This is a genomic window from Streptomyces sp. NBC_01808, from assembly GCF_035917395.1.
Taxonomy (GTDB): Bacteria; Actinomycetota; Actinomycetes; order Streptomycetales; family Streptomycetaceae; genus Streptomyces.
On the sequence record NZ_CP109072.1, the window covers coordinates 6745341 to 6768709 of the forward strand.

At 72.8% G+C, this 23369-nt stretch carries 17 protein-coding genes and 2 pseudogenes; 12 read left to right on the forward strand and 7 right to left on the reverse strand.

What is annotated here, in order from left to right; genetic code table 11:
• Positions 1-104 precede the first annotated feature (104 nt).
• Positions 105-2420 carry a serine/threonine-protein kinase gene (locus OG946_RS29780; protein WP_326799049.1) on the forward strand — a complete coding sequence of 772 codons (2316 nt, stop codon included), beginning with the start codon at positions 105-107 and terminating at the stop codon, positions 2418-2420.
• Positions 2421-2513: 93 nt separating this feature from the next.
• Here the strand turns inward: OG946_RS29780 and OG946_RS29785 are convergent, their stop codons facing one another.
• Positions 2514-3623, reverse strand: coding sequence for an aldo/keto reductase (locus OG946_RS29785; RefSeq protein ID WP_326799050.1), 1110 nt, complete (start codon positions 3621-3623; stop codon positions 2514-2516).
• Between the two features lie 102 nt (positions 3624-3725).
• Here OG946_RS29785 and OG946_RS29790 point away from each other — a divergent pair, with 102 nt between their 5' ends.
• Complete coding sequence (locus OG946_RS29790) at positions 3726-4673, forward strand: LysR family transcriptional regulator (protein ID WP_326799051.1); 948 nt, start codon at positions 3726-3728, stop codon at positions 4671-4673.
• A 15-nt stretch (positions 4674-4688) separates the two neighbouring features.
• Here the strand turns inward: OG946_RS29790 and OG946_RS29795 are convergent.
• Positions 4689-5032, reverse strand: a pseudogene (locus tag OG946_RS29795) (WHG domain-containing protein); the annotation flags it as partial.
• A gap of 586 nt (positions 5033-5618) precedes the next feature.
• Between OG946_RS29795 and OG946_RS29800 the strand changes: the two are divergent.
• The gene (locus OG946_RS29800) at positions 5619-7079 is read left to right on the forward strand and encodes a multicopper oxidase family protein (protein ID WP_442814523.1); all 1461 of its coding nucleotides are present in this window, start codon (positions 5619-5621) and stop codon (positions 7077-7079) included.
• Positions 7080-7164: 85 nt separating this feature from the next.
• Here OG946_RS29800 and OG946_RS29805 read toward each other — a convergent pair.
• Positions 7165-7331 (reverse strand): annotated as a pseudogene (locus tag OG946_RS29805) (AbfB domain-containing protein); the annotation flags it as partial.
• 84 nt (positions 7332-7415) lie between these two features.
• Between OG946_RS29805 and OG946_RS29810 the strand changes: the two are divergent.
• From OG946_RS29810 to OG946_RS29830, 5 genes are all read left to right on the forward strand, one after another.
• Entirely contained in the window at positions 7416-8885 is a 1470-nt protein-coding gene (locus OG946_RS29810) for a glycoside hydrolase family 76 protein (protein WP_326799052.1), read from the forward strand.
• Positions 8886-9099: 214 nt separating this feature from the next.
• Positions 9100-9984, forward strand: coding sequence for a universal stress protein (locus OG946_RS29815; protein ID WP_326799053.1), 885 nt, complete (start codon positions 9100-9102; stop codon positions 9982-9984).
• 101 nt (positions 9985-10085) lie between these two features.
• Entirely contained in the window at positions 10086-11183 is a 1098-nt protein-coding gene (locus tag OG946_RS29820; RefSeq protein WP_326799054.1) for a baeRF3 domain-containing protein, read from the forward strand.
• 143 nt (positions 11184-11326) lie between these two features.
• On the forward strand, positions 11327-11899 hold the full coding sequence (locus OG946_RS29825; RefSeq protein WP_326799055.1) for a dihydrofolate reductase family protein: 573 nt from the start codon (positions 11327-11329) through the stop codon (positions 11897-11899).
• A 254-nt stretch (positions 11900-12153) separates the two neighbouring features.
• Positions 12154-12621 carry a hypothetical protein gene (locus OG946_RS29830; RefSeq protein WP_326799056.1) on the forward strand — a complete coding sequence of 156 codons (468 nt, stop codon included), beginning with the start codon at positions 12154-12156 and terminating at the stop codon, positions 12619-12621.
• Positions 12622-12777: 156 nt separating this feature from the next.
• Here OG946_RS29830 and katG read toward each other — a convergent pair whose 3' ends face one another.
• The 3 genes from katG to OG946_RS29845 all read right to left on the reverse strand — a co-directional run bounded on the left by katG (position 12778) and on the right by OG946_RS29845 (position 17956).
• Positions 12778-15009 carry a catalase/peroxidase HPI gene (gene katG, locus OG946_RS29835; RefSeq protein ID WP_326799057.1) on the reverse strand — a complete coding sequence of 744 codons (2232 nt, stop codon included), beginning with the start codon at positions 15007-15009 and terminating at the stop codon, positions 12778-12780.
• A 355-nt stretch (positions 15010-15364) separates the two neighbouring features.
• Positions 15365-16450, reverse strand: coding sequence for a magnesium and cobalt transport protein CorA (locus OG946_RS29840; protein ID WP_326800404.1), 1086 nt, complete (start codon positions 16448-16450; stop codon positions 15365-15367).
• 111 nt (positions 16451-16561) lie between these two features.
• The gene (locus tag OG946_RS29845) at positions 16562-17956 is read right to left on the reverse strand and encodes a family 43 glycosylhydrolase (RefSeq protein WP_326799058.1); all 1395 of its coding nucleotides are present in this window, start codon (positions 17954-17956) and stop codon (positions 16562-16564) included.
• A 260-nt stretch (positions 17957-18216) separates the two neighbouring features.
• Here OG946_RS29845 and OG946_RS29850 point away from each other — a divergent pair, with 260 nt between their 5' ends.
• The 4 genes from OG946_RS29850 (at position 18217) to OG946_RS29865 (ending at position 22088) form a co-directional block, all read left to right on the forward strand.
• The gene (locus OG946_RS29850; protein WP_326799059.1) at positions 18217-19419 is read left to right on the forward strand and encodes an ROK family transcriptional regulator; all 1203 of its coding nucleotides are present in this window, start codon (positions 18217-18219) and stop codon (positions 19417-19419) included.
• A gap of 16 nt (positions 19420-19435) precedes the next feature.
• Positions 19436-20248 carry an ABC transporter permease gene (locus OG946_RS29855; protein WP_326799060.1) on the forward strand — a complete coding sequence of 271 codons (813 nt, stop codon included), beginning with the start codon at positions 19436-19438 and terminating at the stop codon, positions 20246-20248.
• On the forward strand, positions 20245-21024 hold the full coding sequence (locus OG946_RS29860) for an ABC transporter ATP-binding protein (RefSeq protein ID WP_326799061.1): 780 nt from the start codon (positions 20245-20247) through the stop codon (positions 21022-21024). Before OG946_RS29855 ends, OG946_RS29860 begins: the two co-directional genes overlap by 4 nt.
• Before the next feature lie 62 nt (positions 21025-21086).
• Positions 21087-22088, forward strand: a complete 1002-nt coding sequence (locus OG946_RS29865) for an aliphatic sulfonate ABC transporter substrate-binding protein (protein WP_326799062.1) — start codon at positions 21087-21089, stop codon at positions 22086-22088.
• A gap of 105 nt (positions 22089-22193) precedes the next feature.
• Here the strand turns inward: OG946_RS29865 and OG946_RS29870 are convergent, their stop codons facing one another.
• Complete coding sequence (locus tag OG946_RS29870) at positions 22194-23351, reverse strand: RNA-guided endonuclease InsQ/TnpB family protein (RefSeq protein ID WP_326799063.1); 1158 nt, start codon at positions 23349-23351, stop codon at positions 22194-22196.
• Positions 23352-23369 lie beyond the last annotated feature (18 nt).

The following is a 23369-nucleotide window of genomic DNA, read 5'->3' on the forward strand; positions in this document are numbered from 1 at the left end:
TCGCGCGTGCCTGCCACCGAGGTCAACTACTGGTGGCATCTTGGTGGTTGGGTAGGGGGCGAGCAGTGCCGGAGGGTGTGGTCCGGCACGGAGGGAGGAGCGCTGTGGAGCCGCTGGCGGCTGACGACCCCGCGCGGGTCGGTGACTTCGTGCTACGTGGCCGCCTTGGTGCGGGCGGCATGGGGGAGGTGTTCCTCGGCCGGTCGCCCGGCGGGCGGGCCGCGGCGGTGAAGGTGGTGCACGCCCATCTGGCGCGGCAGCCCGAGTTCCGGCGCCGGTTCGGCCGGGAGGTGGCCGCCGCGCGGTCGGTCAGCGGCGCGTACACCGCGCCGGTGATGGCGGCGGGCCCGGAGGACGATCCGCCGTGGATCGCCACGCTGTACGTGCCCGGCCCCTCCCTCGCCGAGGCCGTGGCCGCTGCTGGCCCGCTGCCCGAGGACTCGGTGTGGCCGCTGGCGGCCGGGCTGGTCGAGGCACTGCAGGCCATCCACGCCGAAGGGCTGCTCCACCGCGACCTCACGCCGGCGAACGTGCTGCTGGCCGCCGACGGCCCGCGCGTGATCGACTTCGGGATCTCCCGGGCCCTGGACGGCACCGTGCTGACCGGGACCGGCGCGACGATCGGCACACCGGGCTTCATGTCCCCGGAGCAGGCCGGGGACGGCGAGGTCCGGCAGGCCGGCGACGTCTTCTCCTTCGGCGCCGTGCTGGCGTACGCCGCCGGCGGCGTCGAGCCGTTCGGGCACGGCACCCCCCTGGGCATCCTGCACCGGGTGGTCACCGCGGAACCGAAGCTGGACGGGGTGCCGGAGCGGGTACGTACCCTCGTCGCCGCGTGCCTGGCCAAGAACCCCGACGACCGGCCCATCCCCGCGGAACTCCTCGGCCTGATCGCGGCGGAGTGGGACCCGGGCGACGACTTCCCGGCCGCGCCGCCGTGGCCCGAGGCCGTGCAGACCCTCATCCAGGCCCGCGCCGTGCCCGGTACCGCGCGCGCCACCGAGCCCGACGGCGCCCCGCCGCCTCCGCACGACGCGCCCACGATGACCGCACCCCCGCCATATGAACCCACACAGCCGGGCGAGCAGCCCTCTGAGCCGGAACCGGAGCCCGCCGCCGCTGCCACGTCCGGTCGCGTACCGAGGGCGGACCGCCCCCGCGCGCTGAACCGCCGCCACCGGCAGGCGCTCAAGGTCGGCAAGTCGGGCGAGCACGAGGAGGCAGCCCGCCTGCTGGCGGACGTCGTCGCGGACCGCAGCCGTGTGCAGGGGCCCGACCATCGCGACGTGCTCTACACCCGGCAGCAGCACGCGATCGCCGTCGCGGATTCCGGCCAGGAGGCGGAGGCCGCGCGTCTGCTGGCCGAACTCGTCCCGGAGTTCGTACGCCGGATAGGACCGGACCACCACCACACCCTGGCCACCCGCCGGAGCCACGCCGAGGCCGTCGGCAACGCCGGTGGCCACGAGGAAGCCGTGCGCCTGCTGGCCGATGTCGTCCCGGACTCCGAACGCCTGCTGGGTCCCGACCACCCCGACACGCTGCTCGCCCGCCACCTCCACGCCTGTAACCTCGCGCACACGGGGGACTACGCGGAGGCCGCACGCCTGTTCGCCGTCCTCCTCGACGACCGCATCCGCGTGCACGGACGCGACCACGCAAAAACCCTGGTCGCCCGCATGCTCCACGGTCACTACGCCGGCGAGGCGGGAGACCACGCGGAAGGCGCCCGTCTGCTGGCGGACCTGATCCCGGACCTGTCCCGGGTACGGGGCCCCGACGACCCCGAAACCCTGGCCGCCTGCGGCAGCCTGGCCCACCATCTCGGCGGGGCCGGGGAGCACGCGGAGGCCGCACGCGCGTACGCGGAGCTGGCCGCCGACCGCGCACGCGTCCTGGGTCCCGACCACTACGACACCCTGAACGCGCGCGCGGGCCATGCCTCTCGACTCGGCGCGGCCGGCGGGCACAGGGAATCCGCACGCCTGCACGCCGGACTGGCCGCCGACCGCGCGCGCGTCCAGGGGCCCGACCACTACGACACCCTGCTGGCCCGCCACCTCAGCGCGTGTGAGCTGGGCGAGGCGGGGGAGCACGCCGAGGCGGCGCGGCTGCTGGCCGGGGTCGCGGCCGACTGGGCGCGCGTCGTGGGTGCGGACCACGACGGCACCCTGAGAGCGCGCTACCGCCATGCCTGTTACGTCGGTGCGTCGGGGGAGCACGCCGGGGCGGCCCGGCTGCTGGCCGGGGTCGCCGCCGACTTTGCCCGCGTCCAGGGGCCCGATCACCCCGATACCCTGGTCGTCCGCGGCGAGCACGCCTATCACCTCGGTGCGTCGGGGGAGCACGAGGAGGCCGCACGCCTGGAAGCCGAACTGGCCGCCGACCGGGCCCGTATCGAGGGAGAGACGGCGGCCTGACCACCACGCGGCACCCCGGTCGGCGTCCGGCGCCGCCGCGTCCCCGTTCAGGCGGTCGGGGACGCGGGCGGCCTGGCCGCGAGCGGAGCGGCGTCAGGCCGTCGGCACCGGCGGCCACCAGGGGCTGCGCCCGCGGATCCCCGACTGGGCGCGGGTGACCAGGCCCGGGTAGGACTTGCCCGGATACCAGGGGGCGGTCGGCAGGGCGTCGAAGCCCGGCACCTGCTCCAGGTGCCGCACCATCCGCAGGCGCGTCGCGCGGTCGGGCAGCTCGCCGCGCATGGCGCCGACGTTCTGGGTCAGGTGGTCGGGGTTCGACGTGGCCGGCAGCACGGCGGTGACGGCGGGGTGGCCCAGGACCCACTTGAGGAAGTACTGCGCCCAGTTGGCGGCCCCGAACTCCGTCGCGAGGCCGGGCACCTCCCGGTCGCCCACCACCTGGTGCAGCCGCCCCTTCTCCAGCGGCATGTTCACCAGCACCGCGACCCCGTTGTCGGCCGCCGCCGGCAGCACGCGCTCCTCCGCCGCCCGGGTGCGTACGGAGTAGTGCACCTGGACGAAGTCGATGTCGCCGCGCTCGATCCAGTCGGCCAGCACGTCGAAGTAGGCGGGCTCGTGGTGGGTGACGCCGATGGCGCGGATGCGGCCCTCGGCCTTCCAGGCGTGCAGCATCGGCAGGACGCAGTCGATGTTCACCAGGCTGTGCACCTGTACGACATCCAGCGGCCGGCCGCGCGCGAGGCGTTCCATGGAGCGCTCCAGACTGGCCAGCGCGTGGCCCTCGTCCCACAGGAAGTCGCCGGTGGACCAGATCTTGTCGGCCAGGAACACCCGGTCCTGGAAGCCGGCGAGGGCGGCCCCGGTGTTCGTCTCGGCGGCGCCGTAGAGCGGGGAGGTGTCGACCACCCGGCCGCCCGCCTCGTAGAACCGCCTGACCACCTCGGCGATGTGGCCGGTGGGCGCGTCCGGCAGGGTGTCGAAGGTGGTGAACGTGCCGAGCCCGACGGCCGGCAGCCGCTCCCCGGTGCCCGGTACCTCCCGGGTGATCAGCTCCCGCGGCCCGGGTGCGGCGGGCCGCCCCTGCGCCGCCGCGGTCCCGGCGCCGGCCGCTGCCGCCGCCACGGCCAGGCCGCCGGTGGCCTGGAGCACGCGGCGCCGGGTGGTGCCGCGGGTCGCTGTCGTCGAGCTGTCGTCGGTCGTCATGGCCAACTCCCATCGGTGGCGGGGCACTTGCCGCTCGGAGCGTAAGTCGGGACGTGGGACGAATGCACAGACCGGTTTGGTCTGGGCACATACCCTGAAGGTATGTCGCTGGACCTGCGCCTGATGCGCTACGTCATCGCCGTCGCCGAGACCGGCGGCTTCCAGGCCGCCGCCGAGCGGCTGCACATCGCCCAGCCGCCGCTCAGCCGCCAGATACGGCAACTGGAGGACGAGTTGGGGGTCGCCCTCTTCGAGCGCCGGCCGACCCGGCTCACCGGCGCGGGGCACGCGTTCGTCGATGCCGCGCGGGAGACGCTGGCCGCCGCCGAGCGGACCGTCGCCGTCACCCGCCGCGCCGCCCGCACCGCCACCGGAACCCTGCGCGTCGGCTACGGGCCGACCACCGCGCACTCCGAGATGCCCCTGCTCCTCGCCGCCCTCGCCGAGGCACACCCGGAGGTGACCGTGGAGGCGGTCGAGTCCTGGGACCCGGGACTCGTCGACGGCCTGCGCACCGGCGGGCTCGACGCCGCGCTCGGCCGCCACCTGCCCACCCCGCGGGACTGCCGGTCGCTGACGCTGCGCGCCGAGGAGTACGTGGCCGTGGTGCACGCCGGCCACCGGCACGCCGGCCGCGGTACGGTGGCCCTGCGCGACCTGCGCGGCGAGACCTTCCGCTTCCTCGCCCGCGACCTGGCCCCCGACTACCACGACGCGGTCCTGGCCGCCGCCCGCAGCACCGGTGAGGACTTCGCAGTCTGGCACAACCCGGTCCCCGGCCTGCGCAACCATCTCGGCGTCCTCGCCGACGGCTTCATGCTGCTGCCGCGCTCCGTCGCCGAGCACCTGCTCCCCGCCGCCGCCCGCCTGACCCTCACCGACCCGCTGCCGCCCGTGCCCCTGCAGTTGGTCCACCGCGGCGCGCAGGACGCCCCCGCTCTCGCGGCGCTGGTCCGCACGGCCCGTGCCCTCGCCGCCGCCGAGGGCTGGACCGCCGACACCGCCGACGCCGCCGACGCCGCCGACGCCGCCGCCGACTCCGGCGCCTGAACCGCCGCGTCGGCGCTACGGGGTGTCCGGGATGCGGCGGTGGGTGTCGGTGAGCAGGTTGTGCATCGACAGGCGGAACAGCTCGGCGCGGTGGGCGCCGGGGAACGCGGTGTGGCCGAACACCTCCAGCACCACCAGCCCGTGCATGTGCCCCCACGCGCTGAACAGCAGCGCGACCGCCGCCGGCGGCAGCGCCGCCGGGTCGCTCCCGCGCAAGCCGTCGAGCATGGCCTGGAGTTCGGGGGAGAGGGGCGGGATGTCGGCGGCGGCGAGCTGCTCCCTCCCGTACCGCCGAACAGCTCGCGCTCGAAGACGGCGCTCATCCTGCGCACCGCCTGCGTGGTCGGCCCCTCGGCGGGGCGCCGCGGTCCCGCTGCCGCACCGCCTGCCCGCCCAACGGTGAGTAAAGAGGTCGTCAAGAAGTGCGCGCCCGCGGGTGGGCGGAGGCAGGTGTTCCGCCGGGGCCACCGGGGCCGCCCGCCGGGCGGCGGGCCGCTCACCCCGCAGCCTGCCTGCGGCGGAGCGCCGCCCGCGGCCGTCACGCCGACCGGATCCCGCGCGCGGCCACCCTCGGCCCGCGTTCATTTCGTTGAAGAATAAATCAGTCTGCTTCGGGCTTTGCCGCCATCCCTCCTGCATGAAATCAAGTCAGTCCCAAGTGGGGCGACCCATACTCCCGACGTGAGGTGCGAGTCGCTCACACCTCCCTGTCGATCCGTTACGGATCCCGCAGAACCCGTTGCGGGCCGGGCCCAAAGGCTCCCGGACCCGGCCCGCACCGGTGACCGCACGGACTGTCCACGGCCCGGGTGACACGGCCTCGGGACCGTCTGGACGCCACGACCCTCATCCCTCCCGCGCCCCTGGTCCCCGTCCGTCACAGCGCCGTGGCGATCCGGCGATCCGGGGCGCACACAAGTTCACAGTTCGATGGAGGCAATTTTCATGGTGAGTCGGCGCAGGGTGCTCGCTGCGGGTATGGCAACGGCGTGCACGGGGGTGACCGGCGCGGCGTTAGTGCCGCTGGTGACCACACCGGCCGGGGCCGAGCCCGCCGGCGGGGAGCGGGCGGCGAACGCCGCGCTCGCGGTCACGCCCTTCACCCAGCCCATGCCGCGGCCCACGGTGCTGTCGCCGGTGTCGACGGGCGGCGGCGTCGACGTCTACGTCATGACGATGCAGCCGGCCACCGCGGAGATAATCCCCGGCGTCCAGTCGCAGGTGCTCACGTTCAACGGCAGCTTCCCCGGCCCGCTGATCAGGGCGCGCCGCGGCCGGCCCGTCGTCATCCAGCAGCGCAACCGGCTCGACGTGCCCGTGTCGGTGCACCTGCACGGCGGGGAGGTGGAGCCGCAGCACGACGGCCAGCCGATGGAGACCATCGCCCCGGGCGCCGACCGTACGTACTACTACCCCAACACCCAGCCGCACGCCTCGCTCTGGTACCACGACCACGCCCACCACATCGAGTCCGAGAACGTGTACCGCGGGCTGGCCGGCCAGTACCTCATCACCGACGAAATCGAAGAGGCGCTGCCGCTGCCCACCGGGCAGTACGACCTGCCCATCGCCATCCGCGACGCCAACGTGGACACGACAGGACTGCACTACACGATGGGCGACCGGCAGCGCTCCACGATGATCGCCAACGGCAAGGCGTACCCGTACGTCCAGGTCGCCGCCCGCAAGTACCGCATCCGGCTGCTCAACTGCTCCAACCAGCGCTTCATGGAGCTGCGGCTGGAGGACGGCAGCGAGATGATCCAGATCGGCTCCGACGGCGGGCTGTTGCCGCGCCCGTACCGCACCACCGCCATCCCGCTGTCCGCCGCCGAGCGCGCCGACATCGTCATCGACTTCTCCCGCTACGCCGTCGGCAGCAGCGTGGTGCTGAAGAACACCGGCGGCTTCGGCACCCCCGAACTCGTCGGCCAGGTGCTGCGCTTCGACATCGTCAGGACCGCGAAGGACAGCAGCCGCGTGCCCGACGTGCTGCGCGAGCTGCCGCCGCTGCCGCAGCCGACCGCCGAACGCACCGTCACCCTGCGGATGGACGAGGACGGCCGGCCCAGCCCGCAGGCGTACATCGACGAGAAGCTGTACGACCCGGCCCGGGTGGACCAGCAGATCCGGTTCGGCGCCAGCGAGATCTGGACGATCAAGAACCTCAACCAGATCGCGTGGCACAACTTCCACATGCACCTCGTCCAGTTCCGCGTCCTGGAGCGCGACGGCCAGCCGCCGGGCCCGGGCGAGGCGGGGCTGAAGGACACCGTCAACCTGCGCCCGAACGAGACGGTCAAGGTCCAGGCGACGTTCGACACCCACCAGGGCTCGTACGTCTACCACTGCCACATGCTCGACCACTCCGCGATGGGCATGATGGCGACGATGAAGATCGCCTGACCGGGGACGGTCCGCCGACGTGCCGGCCGGGGCTCTCCCCGGCCGGCTCCGCCTTGCGGTGGCACCGCCTCACGGTGGCACCGCCCTACGGTGTCCAGGGCGCCGCCACCGCCCAGGTGGTGTCCTCGGTGAAGGTCGCCGGGTTGTCCCAGGGGTGGCCCGCGCCTGCCGGGCCAGCCACACCTCGGAGTTGATGTGGCGGACGAAGCTGCCCGGGAAGTTCGCCGACGAGAGCCGCACGCCACCGCCACCACCGCCACCACCACCCGGGCGCGTCTTCCAGACCCGGGACCGAAGTCATTGACGGAAACATGACATCCGGTCACCGTGGTGCATATGAAGCGCTTAGCGACGCTGACGGCGGCGGCCGCGCTGGCCGCCGGCTCCCTGGCCGCCGTCCCCGCCCCCACATCCGCGGCGCAGCCCGCATCCGCCGCGCCCGAACTCGCCCGGATCTGCAACGTTTACTGCGACGCCCGCGACCCCGCCCTGGCCACCCGTGACCGCACCGCGGTCACCGCCACCCTCTTCTCCCGCACCTTCGCGCTGCACGTGGACGACGACAGCGCCATGGGCTGGGCGACGATCGGCAACGGCAGCCCCGGCGACGAGGTCTGGCTCGACCGCTCCTTCGACGGCGGCCGCACCTGGGCCTCCGGCAGCCGGCTCGGCAACACCAGCATCCCGGCCGGCCAGCGCGGCTGGCGCACCGGCATGTACAACGTCGACGACTGGGCGAACCGCGGCGTCGGCGCCCTGCGCGCCTGCGGCAAGGCCGCCGACCGCCCCGACATCGCCTGCACCCCCTGGGCCCGCAGCACCTGGAACGCCTGGGACCGCAGAACCGCCGCCGCCACCGCGCAGATGTCCTTCTACGACCAGGCCACCGGCCTCTTCGCCACCACCGGCTGGTGGAACTCCGCCAACGCGCTCACCGCCGTCATCGACAACATCCGCGTCAGCGGCATGCGCAGCTACGAGTACGCCATCGCGCACACCTACGACCGCCAGCTCGGCGCCCACCAGGGGCAGTTCCGCAACGACTACATCGACGACACCGGCTGGTGGGGCCTGGCCTGGATCGCCGCGTACGACCTGACCGGCGACCGCCGCTACCTCGACACCGCCCGCGCCGACGCCGACCACATGGCCGCGTACTGGGACGGCCGCTGCGGCGGCGGCGTGTGGTGGAGCCAGGCGAAGACGTACAAGAACGCCATCTCCAACTCCCTCTACATCCACCTCAACGCGGCCCTGCACAACCGCATCGCGGGCGACACCGCGTATCTGAAGCGGGCGCGCGACGGCTGGAGCTGGTTCCAGGGCACCGGCATGATCAACGGCTCCTCCCTGGTCAACGACGGCATCGACCTCGGCACCTGCCGCAACAACGGCCAGCCGGTCTGGTCGTACAACCAGGGCGTGCTGCTCGGCGCCCTCACCGAACTCCACCGCGCCACCGGCGAGGACGCCCTCCTGACCACCGCACGCCGCCTCGCCGACGCCGCCACCACGGCGCCGTCGCTGCACACCGCGGACGGCATCCTGCGCGACCCCTGCGAGTCGGGCGACTGCGGCGCGGACGGCCCGTCCTTCAAGGGCGCCCACGTCCGCGGCCTGGGCAAGCTCAACGCCGCCCTGCCCGACCACCCGTACACCGCCTACCTCACACGCCAGGCAGCCCGCGCCCACGCCGCCGACCGCAACGCGCTCGACCAGTACGGCCTGCGCTGGTACGGCCCGCTGGACAAGACGGACGCGGCCCGCCAGCAGAGCGCCCTGGACCTGATGAACGCGGCCCCGTAGCGGTTGCCACGGAGCACCGGGACCGCACTCCCTGATTCTCGCGGTCGTCGCCTCCCGGGCCGGGTCGCCGCAGGCAGGCTGCTCCCCGGGGGGTGGTCACCCGACTGCGGGCGCAGCGCTGGTGCGTCCGGCGCGGGTGGCACAGGCTCGGGTCAGAACCCCTGGTGTGCGGCCCGCGTGAGGCGTGTGGCGCTCGGGAACGGAGAGTGGCGGGATGGAGACTGCGCCGGTCGTCGTGGGCGTGGACGGCTCCGCGGCGGGCCTCGACGCGGTCGCGGTCGCCGCGCGCGAGGCGAAGCTGCGCCGGTGCCCCCTGCGGGTCGTGCACGCGTTCCTCTGGCCGGCCTTCGGCGCCTACCCCGGCGCCGCCGCGATGCTCCCGGGGGACACCGCGCTGCGCAAGGAGGCGGAGAAGGCCGTCGACGACGCCGTGGCGCACGCCCGCAAGACGGAGGCCCGCGTCAAGGTCCACGGGGACGTCGTGACCGGGGAGGCCATGGAGGTCCTGGTCAGGGAGACGAAGACCGCGCAGTTGGCGGTGGTCGCCGGCCGCGGCCTCGGCGCGTTCTCCCGGCTGCTCGTGGGCTCGACGGCGGTCCATCTGTCCGCGTACGGCCACTGCCCCGTGCTCGTCGTACGCGTCGGCGGCGCAGGACCCGGCGGTCCCGTGCTGCTGGCGGTCGACGGCTCCCCGGCCGGGGCCGCCGCAGTCGAGTTCGCCTTCGCCGAGGCGGCCAGGCGGCGCGCGGGGCTCGTGGCGCTGCACGTGTGGAGCGCCTGGACCAGGTACTCGCCCCGGCGGGACGAGCCGGCCGGGGCCGCCGCGCACGGACCGGCCGCGGAGGGCGACCGGGTGCTCGCCGAGGCGCTGGCGGGTGCCGAGAAGTCGTATCCGGACGTACGGGTCGAACGCACCGCCGTCGAGGGCTCGGCCCGCGAACTGCTCATCGAGGCCAGCAGGGACGCCGGCCTCCTCGTCACCGGCGCCCGCGGCCACGGCGGCTTCGCCGGGCTGCTCCTCGGCTCGGTCAGCCAGGCGCTCCTGCAGCACGCGCACTGCCCGGTCGCCGTCGTACGCGGCGCGGGTGAGCGCCCCTGACCCGGCACTCGCCCCCGGGCTCCGACCCCCGAGCCCTGAACCGGCCCTGAACCGGCCCTGACCCCCGCCGCACCGACGGCCGAAGGACCTGGAGAGGCACGATGGACACCTCGCTCACCCCCACGGCGCTCGCGGAGCTGCGCGAGCGGCGCCCGTACCCCGCCGTGTCGCTCACGCTGCCCACGCACCGGCGCGCGCCCCGCAACGCCGAGGACTCCGTACGGCTGCGCAACGTCCTCGCCGAGGCCGAGCGGCAGCTCGACCGCGACCCCGGCGTGACCCGCGCCGCCCGCGAGGAGACCCGCGCGCAGCTCGCCGCGGCCGTCGAGGAGACCGACCTCTCCCTGGCGCTCGACGGCCTCGTCATCTTCGCCACCGTGGCCGAGCACCACGTGTTCGCCCTCCCGCGCACCGTCCCCGAACGGGTCGTGCTTGCCGACTCGTTCCTCACCCGCAACCTGGTGGCGGCCTACGCGGCGCAGCGCCCGTACTGGGTGCTGTCCCTGGCCGCCGACCGCGTCACCCTGTGGAGCGGCTCGGGTGAGCGCGTCACCGAGGCCACCGCCGGGGGCTTCCCGATGACCAGGACGGTGGACAACCCGGACGCGGAGCGGGAGGAGCGGATCGGGGACACGCCCAGCACGTTCCGCGACGAGGAGGTCCGCACCTTCCTGCGCGACGCCGACGCCGCGCTGCACACCGTCCTCGCCCAGGACCCCCGGCCCCTCTACGCCACCGGCGCGGACGCCGCCCTGGCCCTCCTCGCGGACACCGGCACCGCCTCCGCCACCGCCGTCCACATCCCCCACGGCGGCCTGGCCCAGGGCCCGCCGGACGCGGTCGCCCGTACCGTCGCCCCGGCCCGGGAGACGCAGGCGCGCCAGCACGCCGCCGCGGCCATCGCCGCCCTGGACGACGCCCGGGGCCGCCGGGCCTTCGCGGGCGGCGTGGACGAGGTCTGGTCGAAGGTCACCGACGGCCGCGTCCACCGCCTGGTCGTCGAGGAGAACTACCGCATCACCGTGCGCTCGGCCGACGACGACCACCTGGTCCCGGCCGAGGACGACGACCCAGAGGCCCGCCACGACATCGTGGACGAGATCGTCGAGCAGGCCCTCGACACCGGCGCCGACGTCACCTTCGTCCCCGACGACGCCCTCGCGGACCACGACCGCATCGCGGCGGTGCTGCGCTACTGAAGCGGGGCTGCTGAACCTGGGCTGCGGCAAGGCAGGCGCGCGGCGAGCGATGACTTTCGGGTGTCGGTGCCGTCGTAACGGATGACCGCAAGCGGCGCGGGGCCACCCCGCCGCAGCCATCACCGGATCAGGAGCGACCGACCATGCGCACTCTTATCAGCACCGCCTTCGTCTCCCTCGACGGCGTCATGGAGGCCCCGGGCGGCGAGCCCGGCTACCGCAACTCCGGCTGGACCTTCAAGGAGACCGAGTTCCTCCCCGAGGCGTACGCGCTCAAGGGCGAGGAGCAGGAGGAGGCCGGCGCGCTGATGATGGGCCGCGTCAGCTACGAGGCGTTCAGCCCGGTGTGGCCGGGCATGGAGGAGTTCGCCAGATACAAGGTGCTGCCGAAGTACGTCGTCTCCACCACCCTCGCCGAGGACGACCTCGTCACCGACTGGGGCGACATCACCATCCTGCGCTCCCTCGACGACATCGCCGCCCTGAAGGAGACGGAGGGCGCGCCGATCATCGTCCACGGCAGCGCGACCCTCAACCACCACCTGGCGGACGCGGGCCTCATCGACCGCTACCACCTGCTGGTCTTCCCCCTGCTGCTGGGCGCGGGCAAGCGCCTGTACAGCGACACCTCCAAGGACACCCAGAAGCTGAAGCTGGTCGCCGCCGAGGCGTACGCCAACGGCATCCAGAAGAACATCTTCGACGTCATCCACTGAACCGACCCTCGGCGCGCCGATCGGGACGTTTCAGGACGAGACGGGGAACTGCGCTGGTAGGAGGGCGGGTTCGGGGCGGGACCAGTGGGTGCGGTGGCCCTGACCGCTACCGCAGGGGGAGTCCAGCCCTCAGGGGCGGAGGGGGGGTAACCCCTACCAAGGCCGGGGGGAACCCGGATCGTGCCGGGCCCGGATGATCCGTAACTTCGAGGATGTCATCGCAACGGCGGTGCGCACCGACCTCGGAGGACACCGTGATTCAGCTCCCCAGCCGCCCGGCCGTCGCGGCCTTCGCCCGGTTCGTGGCCTGCGGTGGGGGCGTCGGACTGGCCTCCAGCGGTGCGCTCGTGCTCCTCGACGGGGCCATGCCGATGATGGTCGCCAACGCGCTGATCACCGTGGTCTCGACGCTGCTGGCCACCGAGCTGCACGGCCGGGTGTCGTTCCGCAGCGAGCGCGGCGGCTGGCGCGTCCACCTCCAGTCGGCGCTGACGGTCGCCGTCTGCTACGCCTTCACCACCGCCGCGCTGCTGGCGCTGCACGCGGTGCAGGTGAACCCCCCGGTCGTCACCGAACAGGCCGTCTACCTCTCCGCGTCGGCCCTGGCGGGCATAGGCCGCTTCGCGGTCCTCCGCGCCGTCGTCTTCGCCGACGACCGCCGCACCCGCCGCACCCGCCGCACCCCGGCCCTCGCCCGGACGTCGGTGACGATGGCCGCGTAACGGCTCCGCACAACCGGGTCCCGGCTCTCAGAGGGCGTCAGCCGCCGGTCCGGAAGGCCGCGGCGAGCAGGTCCCCGTGGCCTCGAAAGCCGCCGGGCCGGCCCCCTCACGAGCAAGGAGGCCGGCCCGGGCGGGTCGGAACGGAATGGACCGGACTCAGTTCAGGTCGAAGCGGTCCAGGGTCATGACCTTGTCCCACGCCGCGACGAAGTCGTGCACGAACTTCTCCTTCGCGTCGTCGCTCGCGTACACCTCCGCCACCGCGCGCAGCTCCGAGTTCGAGCCGAACACCAGGTCCGCGCGCGTGCCCGTCCACTTGACCTCGCCGGTGGCCGGGTCGCGGCCCTCGAAGAGCTGGCCGTCGCCGTTGGCCGACGCCCACGTGGTGTCCAGGTCGAGCAGGTTGACGAAGAAGTCGTTCGTCAGCGTGCCCGGGGCCTCGGTCAGCGCGCCCTGGGCGGACTGCTGGTAGTTGGCGCCCAGCACGCGCAGGCCGCCGACGAGGACCGTCATCTCCGGGGCGGTCAGGCTGAGGAGGTTGGCGCGGTCGAGGAGCAGGTACTCGGCCGGCAGCCGGGTGTCCTTGCCCAGGTAGTTGCGGAAGCCGTCCGCGGCCGGCTCCAGCGCGGCGAAGGACTCGGTGTCCGTCTGCTCCTCGGTGGCGTCGGTACGGCCCGGGGCGAACGGGACCTGGACCTCGACGCCGCCGTCCCCGGCCGCCTTCTCGACGCCCGCGGCGCCGGCGAGGACGATCAGGTCGGCGAGCGAGATCCGCTTGCCGCCGGACTGCGCCTCGTTGAACTCCTCCTGCACGCCCTCCAGCGTGCGCAGCACCCGCGCCAGCCGGTCCGGCTCGTTGACCTCCCAGCCGATCTGCGGCTGCAGCCGGACGCGGGCGCCGTTGGCGCCGCCGCGCTTGTCGCTGTCGCGGTACGTCGACGCCGACGCCCACGCCGTGGAGACCAGCTCGGAGACCGACAGGCCGGACTCCAGCACCTTGGCCTTCAGCGCCGCGACGTCCGCCGCGTCGACCAGCTCGTGCGTGACCTCGGGCAGCGGGTCCTGCCAGATCAGGTTCTCGGCCGGCACCTCCGGGCCGAGGTAGCGCACCTTCGGGCCCATGTCGCGGTGGGTGAGCTTGAACCAGGCGCGGGCGAAGGCGTCCGCGAACTCCGCGGGGTTGTCCTTGAAGCGCCGCGAGATCTGCTCGTACGACGGGTCGAAGCGCAGCGACAGGTCGGTCGTCAGCATCCGCGGCTCGTGCCGCTTGGCGGGGTCGTGGGCGTCGGGCACGGTGCCCGCGCCGGCGCCGTCCTTCGGCCGCCACTGATGGGCGCCCGCGGGGCTCTTGAACAGCTCCCACTCGTAGCCGAAGAGGATCTCGAAGAAGCTGTTGTCCCAGGTGGTGGGGGTGTCGGTCCAGGTGACCTCAAGGCCGCTGGTGATCGCGTCGCCGCCCTTGCCGCTGGCGTGGGTGCTGATCCAGCCCAGGCCCATGGCCTCGATCGGGGCGCCCTCGGGGGCGGGGCCCACGGCGTCGGCGGGGCCGTTGCCGTGGGTCTTGCCGAAGGTGTGGCCGCCGGCGATGAGGGCGACGGTCTCCTCGTCGTTCATCGCCATCCGGCGGAAGGTCTCGCGGATGTCGCGGGCCGCGGCGATCGGGTCGGGGTTGCCGTTGGGGCCCTCGGGGTTGACGTAGATGAGGCCCATCTGCACGGCGCCGAGCGGGTTCTCCAGCTCGCGGTCGCCGCTGTAGCGGCTGTCGCCGAGCCACTCGGTCTCGGGGCCCCAGTAGACGTCCTCCTCGGCCTCCCAGACGTCCGCGCGGCCGCCGGCGAAGCCGAAGGTGGCGAAGCCCATCGACTCCAGCGCGACGTTGCCGGAGAGGATCATGAGGTCGGCCCAGGAGAGGTTCTGGCCGTACTTCTGCTTCACGGGCCAGAGCAGCCGGCGGGCCTTGTCGAGGTTGCCGTTGTCCGGCCAGCTGTTCAGCGGGGCGAAGCGCTGCTGGCCGGAGCCGGCGCCGCCGCGGCCGTCGTGGATGCGGTACGTACCGGCGCTGTGCCACGCCATCCGGATGATCAGCGGGCCGTAGTTGCCGAAGTCGGCCGGCCACCAGTCCTGCGAGGTCGTCAGCGCCTCGGCGATGTCCCGCTTGACCGCGGCCAGGTCCAGGCTGCGGAACGCCTCGGCGTAGTCGAAGTCCTCGCCGAGGGGGTTGGAGGCGGGCTGGTTCTTGGCGAGGATCTTCACGTTGAGGCGCTCGGGCCACCACTGGCGGTTGCCGCCGCCCTGGGTCGGGTGGGGGGCGCGGCCGTGCGCGACGGGGCAGCCTGCCGCCCCCTCCGGGTTGGTGTCGGTGACGTGTGCTTCAGGCTTGTCGGCCATGAAAATCCTTCCGGACCATGCGGTTGAGGGTGCGGTGCTCGGGGGCCGCGGGGCGGAGGAAGTGCGGAAGCGCCGGGGCAGCCGGACGTGAACCGTGCCAAGTGGCCGGTTTACGCCTGGACGCGACCCTCGAACCGGGCTCCGGGCAGCCGTGCGGTTCGAAACGGCGGCGTACGCGCATGTCGGAGTCTTCGTCTCCTGCCGTACGAGGTCTTCCTGTTTCCTGTGGCTGTCGCCGACTCCGATCCTACGGTGGACAGATTCTAAGTCAAGAAGGACGCCAACTTCGTAACGGATCGGAGTGGCGCCCGCCCGCGGGATCCGGACACCTGTCCCAGAGCCGCGCTACGGAGCCTCAGAGCCAGCCGTTGCGCCGGAACCCGCGGTGCACCACGTAGCACGCGACCGCGATGACCAGCAGCGTCGCCGGATACCCGTAGACCGACTCCAGCCCGGGCATGTGGTCGAAGTTCATTCCGTACACCCCGCACACCATGGTCGGGATCGCGATGATCGCCGCCCATGCCGTGATCTTTCGCATGTCCTCGTTCTGCGCCACGGTCACCTGCGCCAGATGCGCCTGGAGGATGGAGTCCAGCAGCGCGTCGTACGACGTGATCTGGTCGGTGATCCGCTGCAGGTGGTCGGCCACGTCCCGGAAGTAGGCCCGGATCCCCGGTGCGATGTGCGGTATGGGACGGGTGGCGAGGCGCTGCAGCGGCCGGTCCAGCGGGGCGACGGCCCGGCGCAGCTCCAGCAGCTCGCGCTTGAGCTGGTAGATCCGGCCCGCGTCGCCGCTGCGGGCGTGCTCGCTGAAGACGGCGGACTCCACGTCGTCGATGTCGCGCTGCACCGCGTCGGTCACCGCGAGGTAGTCGTCGACGACGTGGTCGGCTATCGCGTGCAGCACCGCCGCCGGGCCCTGGGCGAGCTGCTCGGGCGCCGCCTCCAGCGCCTCGCGCAGCGGGCCGAGCGAGCCGTGCGGCCCGTGCCGGATGGTGATCACGAAGTCGGGTCCTGCGAAGACCATCAGCTCGCCGGTGTCGACGACCTCGCTGGTCGCGGTCAGCTCCGCGTGCTCCACGTAGCGCACGGTCTTGAAGACGGCGAAGAGCGTGTCGTCGTACTGCTCGACCTTGGGCCGCTGGTGCGCGTGCACCGCGTCCTCCACCGCCAGCGGATGCAGCCCGAACAGGTCCGCGAGCCCGGCGAACTCCTCCTGCCGCGGTTCGTGCAGCCCGATCCACACGAAGCCGTGCCCGCGCCTGCGCACCTGCCGCAGTGCCTCGGCGGCCGGGCAGTTGCCCTGCTGGAGGCGCGCGCCGTCCAGGTACGACACGCAGTTCACCACCGCGCTGCCGAGCGGCGAGCGGGCGTGGTGGCTCAGGTCCACGGTGCGCCGGGGTGTCCTGCGCACCACGTGGCGGAGGCTTTTGATCATCGACACTGCGGGCTCCTTCGGCGGACCGGTGCCAGTCTGCCACCGGTCCGCCGCGCGCCGTGCCCCTGGCGGCGATCACCGCGGGCCGGGAGGGGAGCGGGGGGAGTGCGGTCAGTCCGCGGCCGTGCGCCCCCGGCGGCGCTGCACGTAGATGCGCCCGTCGGGGCCGCCGGTCCACTCCAGGCGTACGACGCCGGGGACCGCGGCGTCGGCGATGCGCGCGGGGTCGGCCCAGTAGCCGAAGTTGGGGTTGCGGAAGAACGTCGCCCACAACTGGCCGCCCGCGTCCGCGAAGAAGTTGTTGTGCCCGGCGCCCACGCCCGCGGTCCAGCGCCTGGAGTACGGGCCCTCGAAGCGGTCGGCGACGGCCACCACCGCGTCGTACTGGTACTGCACGCGGCCCGCCCCGCCCGGCTCGTACGCGTGCCGCGTGCTGCCGTACGCGTCGAGCGAGGCCCGGTCCCACGCGGCGTGCAGCAGGAAGTACTTCCCGCGGTGCTTGAAGACGTACGCGCCCTCCAGATACGGCTCGGGGGAGTAGCGCTGCTGCTCGAAACGCGGCAGGTTCGTCGCCGGGACGATGTCCTCCATGTCGTCGCGGAACTTCGCGTACAGGTCGTTGTGGAGGACCAGCCAGGCGTCGTCGCCCTCGCTGTAGAGGCTGCCGTCGATGTGGTGGTACGCGCCCGGCTCGATGAACGACGGGCCGCCCTTGACCACATCGCCGAACGGCTTGTCGAGACTGCCCTCGACCAGCCGGTACGGTCCCTCCACCCCGCTCTCGCTCACCAGCATGAACGAGCCGACCAGGCGCGAGTGGTCGCCCATGCACGCCACGATGTACCAGCGGCCGCGGAAGTAGTGCACCTCCGGCGCCCAGGCGTTGGCGCGCTTGCCGAACATGTCGTCGTGCCAGTACTCCTGCCACGGCGCGACGACGGTGCGCCCGGGCCGGTTCTCGCCCGCGAACTCCGGCGACCACACCTTGCCCTTCTCCGCGTCCGGCCGGATGCCGGTGGTGTCCGCCAGCTTCCAGGGGCCGCGCAGGGAGCGGGCCGTCCAGACGAAGATCCCGTCGTTCCACGGGCTCGCGGTCTCCAGCCCGGGGACGCGCGTGGTGCCGGTGGCGACGTACAGCGGACGGCCGTCGACCGAGAAGCAGTTGACGTACGTGTCGCGCATCCACACCACACCGCGCTCCTCGTCGCGGGGGCGCAACTCCAGCGGCAGCACGAAGGAGTTGTCGTCGCGCGGCCACAGGTCGGCGCGGGTGTCGGCGAGCCCGTACGGCTCGGGGTCCGGCCAGTTCCCCGAGGCGTTGCCGCTGCCGCCCCCGGCCGCCGGGACGGCTGCGGCACCGGCGGCATCGGCGGCACCTGCGGCATCTGCGGACCGCGGCGCCGCGGACGCCGGTACGGGCGCCAGCGCCGCCGCCGCTCCCACGGAGCCGGCGCCGGCCAGCAGGGACCGCCGGCCGATGGACGAACCGCTCGCTGAGTGGGTCATCTTCTCTCGTCCTCCCTCGTCGTGCCGCTCGCGCCGGCGGCAGCCTGGCGCACAGCATGCGAACGCCCGAAGATTTTCGTCAACAGGCCGGAAAAATAATCCGGTCGGGCCGCAGTCACCGCCCGGTCCGCGCCCCGGAGCATCGCCGCAGGTCACGCAAGATCCATCGTGCAGCAGCCGCAACGGAGTTTTGTGACGGGAGTCTTGCGGCCCTGTGTTTCTTTTTTCCGACCTGTTGACGAAAAACTCGGGGCGTCCCCATGCTGTCGGCCATGCACCCCTCCGCAGGCCCCCTCTCCCGCCTCCGCCGCGAGCACGAAGAGCTCGTGCTCTCCCTGCTGCGCAAGCACGGCCCCCTCAGCCGCGGCGAACTCGGGACCCGCTGCGGGCTGTCCCGCACCACGCTCTACGACATCGTCGGCGACCTCATCGCCAGCGGCGCCGTCGTCGCCGCCGTGCCGCTGGCCGAGGAGCGGCGGCGCGGCCGGCCCGTGGAGAAGCTCTCCCTCAACCCCGACGCCGGGCAGGCCCTCGGCATCGACTTCGCCCGCCGCGCCGTCCACGTCGCCGCCGTCAACGTCGCCCACGAGATCGTCGGTTCCGCCAGCGAGCAGCACGCCCCCGACCTGTCGTGGGAGGAGCGTGTACGGCTCGCGGAGCGGCTCGTCGGCACCCTCACCGGCGGCGTGCTGCGCCTCGGCGCGCTCGACGCCATCGGCGTCGGCGTCGTCGGCCCCATCGGCGCCCCCGGCGACCTCACCGCCGGCGACCGCCGCCTCGACGTGCTGTCGGACCTGCTGCGCAAGAGCTTCGGCGTGCCCGTACTCCTGGACAACAACACCCGCCTCGCCGCGCTCGCCGAAGCCACCTGGGGCGCCGCCGCCGACGATGCCGACGTGCTGTACCTGCGCGTCTCGCACGGCGTCGGCGGCGGGCTCATCGTCGGCGGCTCGCTGCACCGCGGCGCGTTCGGCCTCTCCGGCGAACTCGGCCACGTCACCGCCGTACCGGCCGGCGCGCCCTGCGAGTGCGGCGGCGCCGGCTGTCTGGAGACCGTCGCCTCCGTCGGCGCCGTACTCGACGCCTACCGCGCGGCCGGCGGCCGCGCCGACGACCTCGCCGCCTTCACCGCCGCGCTGTCCGCGGGCGACCCCGCGGCCCGCGCCGTCCTGGCCGTCGCCGGCGCCCACATCGGCGCCGTGCTCGCCGCCGTCTGCAACGCCATAGGACCCGGCGTCATCGTCATCGGCGGCGAACTCGCCCGCGCCGGCGAGGCGCTCACCGGCCCCATCGAGAAGGCCCTCGGCGCCCACATCATGCCCGCCTCCCGCGACCGCGTGGTGCTGCGCCCCGCGACCCTCGGCGCCACCGGCGGCGCGCTCGGCGCCATCGCGCTGGTGCTGCACGAGTCCCCCCTGCTCTCCCACTACCCCGCAGACGCCGGTCCCCAGGACGACGCGTGAGACGAACGAGGTACGTATGGCCGTGATCACCACACCCCGCAAGCGGGCCGCCCGGCCACGCACGCGCCGCAGCGAGCGGCGCGGCCAGGTCCGCTCCCTCGTACTGAACGTCATCGCCCTCGCCGCGGGCGTGGCCCTCTGGGCGGTGCTGGCCGCGCTCAACGTCGAGAGCCTGCCCGGGCCGCTCGCCGTGGCGCAGAAGGCCGGCGACCTGATCGCCGACGGCACCCTCGCCGACGACCTGCTCGCCAGCCTGCGCCGCGTCTTCACCGGCTTCGCGCTCGGCACCGCGCTGGCGATCCCCGTCGGCTTCCTCATGGGCTGGTACCCCACGGCCCGCGGCCTGCTGGAGCCGTACGTCCAGTTCTTCCGCACCATCCCGCCGCTGGCGCTCATCCCGCTGGCGATCGTGCTCATGGGCATCGGCGAGACCCCGAAGGTCTTCGTCATCTTCCTGGCGGCGTTCCTGTCGTGCGTCGTCGCCGCCTTCCAGGGCGTGGTCGACGTGGACCGTACGCTCATCAACGCCGCCCGGGTCCTCGGCGCCTCCGACCGCGTGATCTTCCTGAAGGTCGTGATCCCGGCGTCGACCCCGTTCATCCTCGTCGGCATGCGCATCGGCCTCGGCGCCGCCTGGGCCACCGTGGTGGCCGCGGAACTGATCGCCGCCCAGGAGGGCCTGGGCTTCCGCATGCAGCACGCCCAGACCTACTACGACCTCGACACCATCTTCGTGGGACTCATCACCATCGGCGTGCTCGGCCTGGTCATGGACCGGCTGCTGCTGCTCGCCGAACGGCGTCTCACCGGCTGGCAGGAGCGCCGATGACCGAGAAAATCTCCTTCCGGGACGTCGTGAAGACCTTCCCGATGAAGGGCACCGACTTCACCGCGCTGAACGGGGTGTCCCTGGACATCGCCGACCGCGAGTTCGTCACCGTCGTCGGCCCCTCGGGCTGCGGCAAGAGCACGCTGCTCAACATGGCCGCCGGGCTCGCGGAACCCACCTCGGGCGACGTGCTGGTCGACGGCAGCCCCGTCACCGGGCCAGGACCCGACCGCGGCGTGATCTTCCAGCAGTACGCCCTCTTCCCCTGGCTGACCGTGCGGCGGAACGTCGAGTTCGGGCTGAAGCTCGCCGGCCTCGCGGCGGACGAGCGCAGGAAGCGGGCCGACAGCGCCATCGAGCTGGTCGGCCTCACCGACTTCGCCGACGCGCTGCCCAAGACCCTGTCCGGCGGCATGAAGCAGCGCTGCGCCATCGCCCGCGCGTACGCGGTCAACCCGCAGGTGCTGCTGATGGACGAGCCGTTCGGGGCGCTCGACGCGCTGACCCGGGTGCAGTTGCAGGACCAGCTCCTGGACACCTGGAGCCAGGACAAGCGCACCGTCATGTTCATCACCCACGACGTCGACGAGGCGGTCTACCTGGCCAGCCGGGTGGTCGTGATGGCCGCCCGCCCCGGGCGCATCCACCGGATCGTCGACGTCGGCCTGCCCTACCCCCGTACCGAGGAGATCCGGCTGTCACCCGAGTTCGGCCGGATACGCAACGAGGTCTGGCACTCCGTCTACCACCAGGGCACCGCCCCGGCCGCCGCCTGACCCGCACCCCGACGCCCGTACACCTCACAGGACTTCAGCACACCCCGAAAGGACCACTCCGCATGCGCGCGACCCGCCGTACCCTCGCCCTCTCACTCACCGTAGCGCTCATATCACTCCCGGTCGCCGCCTGCTCCGACGACAGCGGCGGCGGCGGTGACGGCTCCACCGTCCGCTTCGGCTACATCAACGACTACAACGGCGCCAGCCTGCTGGCGATCGCCGAGAAGCAGGGCCTGTGGAAGGAGGCCGGCCTCGACGCCGAGGTCTCCGTCTTCAACAACGGCCCCATCCAGATCCAGGCCCTCGGCGCCGGCGACCTCGACTTCGGCTACATCGGCCCCGGCGCCATGTGGCTGCCCGCCTCCGGCAAGGCCGACGTCATCGCCGTCAACACCCTCGGCTACGCCGACCGCGTCATCGCCCAGCCCGGCATCTCCTCCCTGGCCGACCTCAAGGGCAAGAAGGTCGGCGTCCCCGAGGGCACCTCCGGCGACATGGCGCTGGGCCTCGCCCTCCAGGAGGAGGGGATGTCCATCGACGACGTCGAGAAGGTGCCGATGGACCCCGCGACGATCGTCTCCGCGTTCTCCTCCGGCCAGATCGACGGCGCCGGCCTCTGGTACCCGATGATCGACGAGATCAAGGCCAAGGTCCCCGACCTCGAAGAGGTCGCCAGCACCCGCGACTTCGAGAACGGCTACTTCCCCAACGCCTTCGTCGCCGGCACCGGCGTCGACCCCGAGCTGGCCACCAAGGTCGTCGGCGTGCTCCAGAAGGCCAACGACTGGCGCTACGAGAACCCCGAGGAGTCCGTCGCCGACACCGCCGCGATGCTCAAGCTCGACGAGGAGAAGGTCAAGGCCGACGCCGCCAACCAGGAGCTGCTGACCACCAAGGACCTCGTCGCCAAGACCGAGGACGGCACGGTCGGCGGCTGGCTGAACGACCTCGCCGAGTTCTTCGTCGGCACCGGCCAGCTCGACCAGGCCCCCGACCCGGCGGAGTACTACCTCGGCGACCTCTACACGAAGGCGTCCGCCAAGTCAACTTCTCGGTCTTGAAGGGTCGGGCTTGATGGCCTGGTTGGTCTTCACACCGATTCGCGCTCCCGGCTGCCCCCTACGACAGGACGGCCACGGGTCGCATCCACCACAGGAGAGGAGGTGCTAGGTCTCTTGCAGTGCGGGACTGTTGACGAAGCCCCACGCCAGGCGTGCGCGCTCACGCACGTTGACCCCGGCGACGTGGTCGGCCGGGCCAGCGAGCCCGCACCGACGACAACGAAAGTGATCCCGGGTCGGCCGATTGCCGCGCTCGGTATGGCCGCAGCGCGGGCAGCGCTGCGAGGTATGGCGGGCGTCGACTTCGAGAAACGCCACACCGGCCCGGCGGCACTTGTACGCCAGGTACTCACCGAGCTGTCGGAACGGCCAGGAGGAGAGCGCGGCCCGCTGGTCGCGGGAAGGCCGTACCCGTTCGCGGATTCCGCCGAGGTCCTCGACGGCGACGCCGCGTCCGGTGCGTTGTGCGACGGCCACGATCTCCTTGCTGATCTCGTGGTTGGTGTGGGCGGCATGCCGGGTCTCCCGGCGGGCCATCCGCTTGGCCCGCCGGGACGCGCTGCGGGTCTGTCTGGCCTGCAGTTCCGCCCTCTTACGGGCCCGCCAGCGCCGGTAGCGCCCAAGGCGACGACCCTGGTAATTGGTGCCGTCGCTGGTGGTGGCCAGATTCGCCATGCCCCGGTCCACACCGACCCAGCCTCTCGGCTCCGACACCGTGGGCTCGGGCACCTCACAAACGGCGAGGAGCAGCCACTTCCCGGCACGGTGCACGAGATCACTCTCGCCCTTGCGGTACTTCACCAGCAGCGCCACCTGCTCCGGATGCCCGGCGTAACACAGGCCCTTCAGGCGCCCGGCGGTGGTCCAGATACTGACCGTGCGGGCGTCGTGCTGCCAGGACAGGATCCGGTCGTCGTAGGGTTGCGCCGCGTCCGGGCGGAACACGATCGGCTTCGACTCGGCCCTGACTCTGCGCTTCGAACCGAGCGGGCCGAGGTTTCCCGCCCGCACGTTGGCCTTGAGGGTGGTGTAGGCATCCACTGTCTTCTTCAAGGTCCTGACGGCGGCCTGGGCAGACAGACCGAAGTCTGCCCTCAGCTCGGCGTACACCTCCTTCTGCAGGTCGTTACGCGACCGCTTGCCCGTCGAGTACGCCACTGCAGAGGCCCGGTTCGCCCCGGCATTGCAGGCGTGCAGCGTCCGCTGAAGTGCCGACGCCTCTTCGGGCGTCGGCAGCAACCTGACCTGCACTACCAGCTTCATGCACGCAACCTACCGGCA

Excerpts from the sequence above, each read along its gene's own strand:
- OG946_RS29845 (WP_326799058.1), bottom strand. The coding sequence starts at position 17,956 with ATGACCCACTCAGCGAGCGGTTCGTCCATCGGCCGGCGGTCCCTGCTG.
- OG946_RS29790 (WP_326799051.1), top strand. The coding sequence starts at position 3,726 with ATGTCGCTGGACCTGCGCCTGATGCGCTACGTCATCGCCGTCGCCGAG.
- OG946_RS29800 (WP_442814523.1), top strand. The coding sequence starts at position 5,619 with ATGGTGAGTCGGCGCAGGGTGCTCGCTGCGGGTATGGCAACGGCGTGC.
- OG946_RS29825 (WP_326799055.1), top strand. The coding sequence starts at position 11,327 with ATGCGCACTCTTATCAGCACCGCCTTCGTCTCCCTCGACGGCGTCATG.
- OG946_RS29820 (WP_326799054.1), top strand. The coding sequence starts at position 10,086 with ATGGACACCTCGCTCACCCCCACGGCGCTCGCGGAGCTGCGCGAGCGG.
- OG946_RS29810 (WP_326799052.1), top strand. The coding sequence starts at position 7,416 with ATGAAGCGCTTAGCGACGCTGACGGCGGCGGCCGCGCTGGCCGCCGGC.
- OG946_RS29860 (WP_326799061.1), top strand. The coding sequence starts at position 20,245 with ATGACCGAGAAAATCTCCTTCCGGGACGTCGTGAAGACCTTCCCGATG.
- OG946_RS29870 (WP_326799063.1), bottom strand. The coding sequence starts at position 23,351 with ATGAAGCTGGTAGTGCAGGTCAGGTTGCTGCCGACGCCCGAAGAGGCG.
- OG946_RS29815 (WP_326799053.1), top strand. The coding sequence starts at position 9,100 with ATGGAGACTGCGCCGGTCGTCGTGGGCGTGGACGGCTCCGCGGCGGGC.
- OG946_RS29850 (WP_326799059.1), top strand. The coding sequence starts at position 18,217 with ATGCTGTCGGCCATGCACCCCTCCGCAGGCCCCCTCTCCCGCCTCCGC.
- OG946_RS29865 (WP_326799062.1), top strand. The coding sequence starts at position 21,087 with ATGCGCGCGACCCGCCGTACCCTCGCCCTCTCACTCACCGTAGCGCTC.
- OG946_RS29785 (WP_326799050.1), bottom strand. The coding sequence starts at position 3,623 with ATGACGACCGACGACAGCTCGACGACAGCGACCCGCGGCACCACCCGG.
- OG946_RS29855 (WP_326799060.1), top strand. The coding sequence starts at position 19,436 with ATGGCCGTGATCACCACACCCCGCAAGCGGGCCGCCCGGCCACGCACG.
- katG (WP_326799057.1), bottom strand. The coding sequence starts at position 15,009 with ATGGCCGACAAGCCTGAAGCACACGTCACCGACACCAACCCGGAGGGG.
- OG946_RS29840 (WP_326800404.1), bottom strand. The coding sequence starts at position 16,450 with ATGATCAAAAGCCTCCGCCACGTGGTGCGCAGGACACCCCGGCGCACC.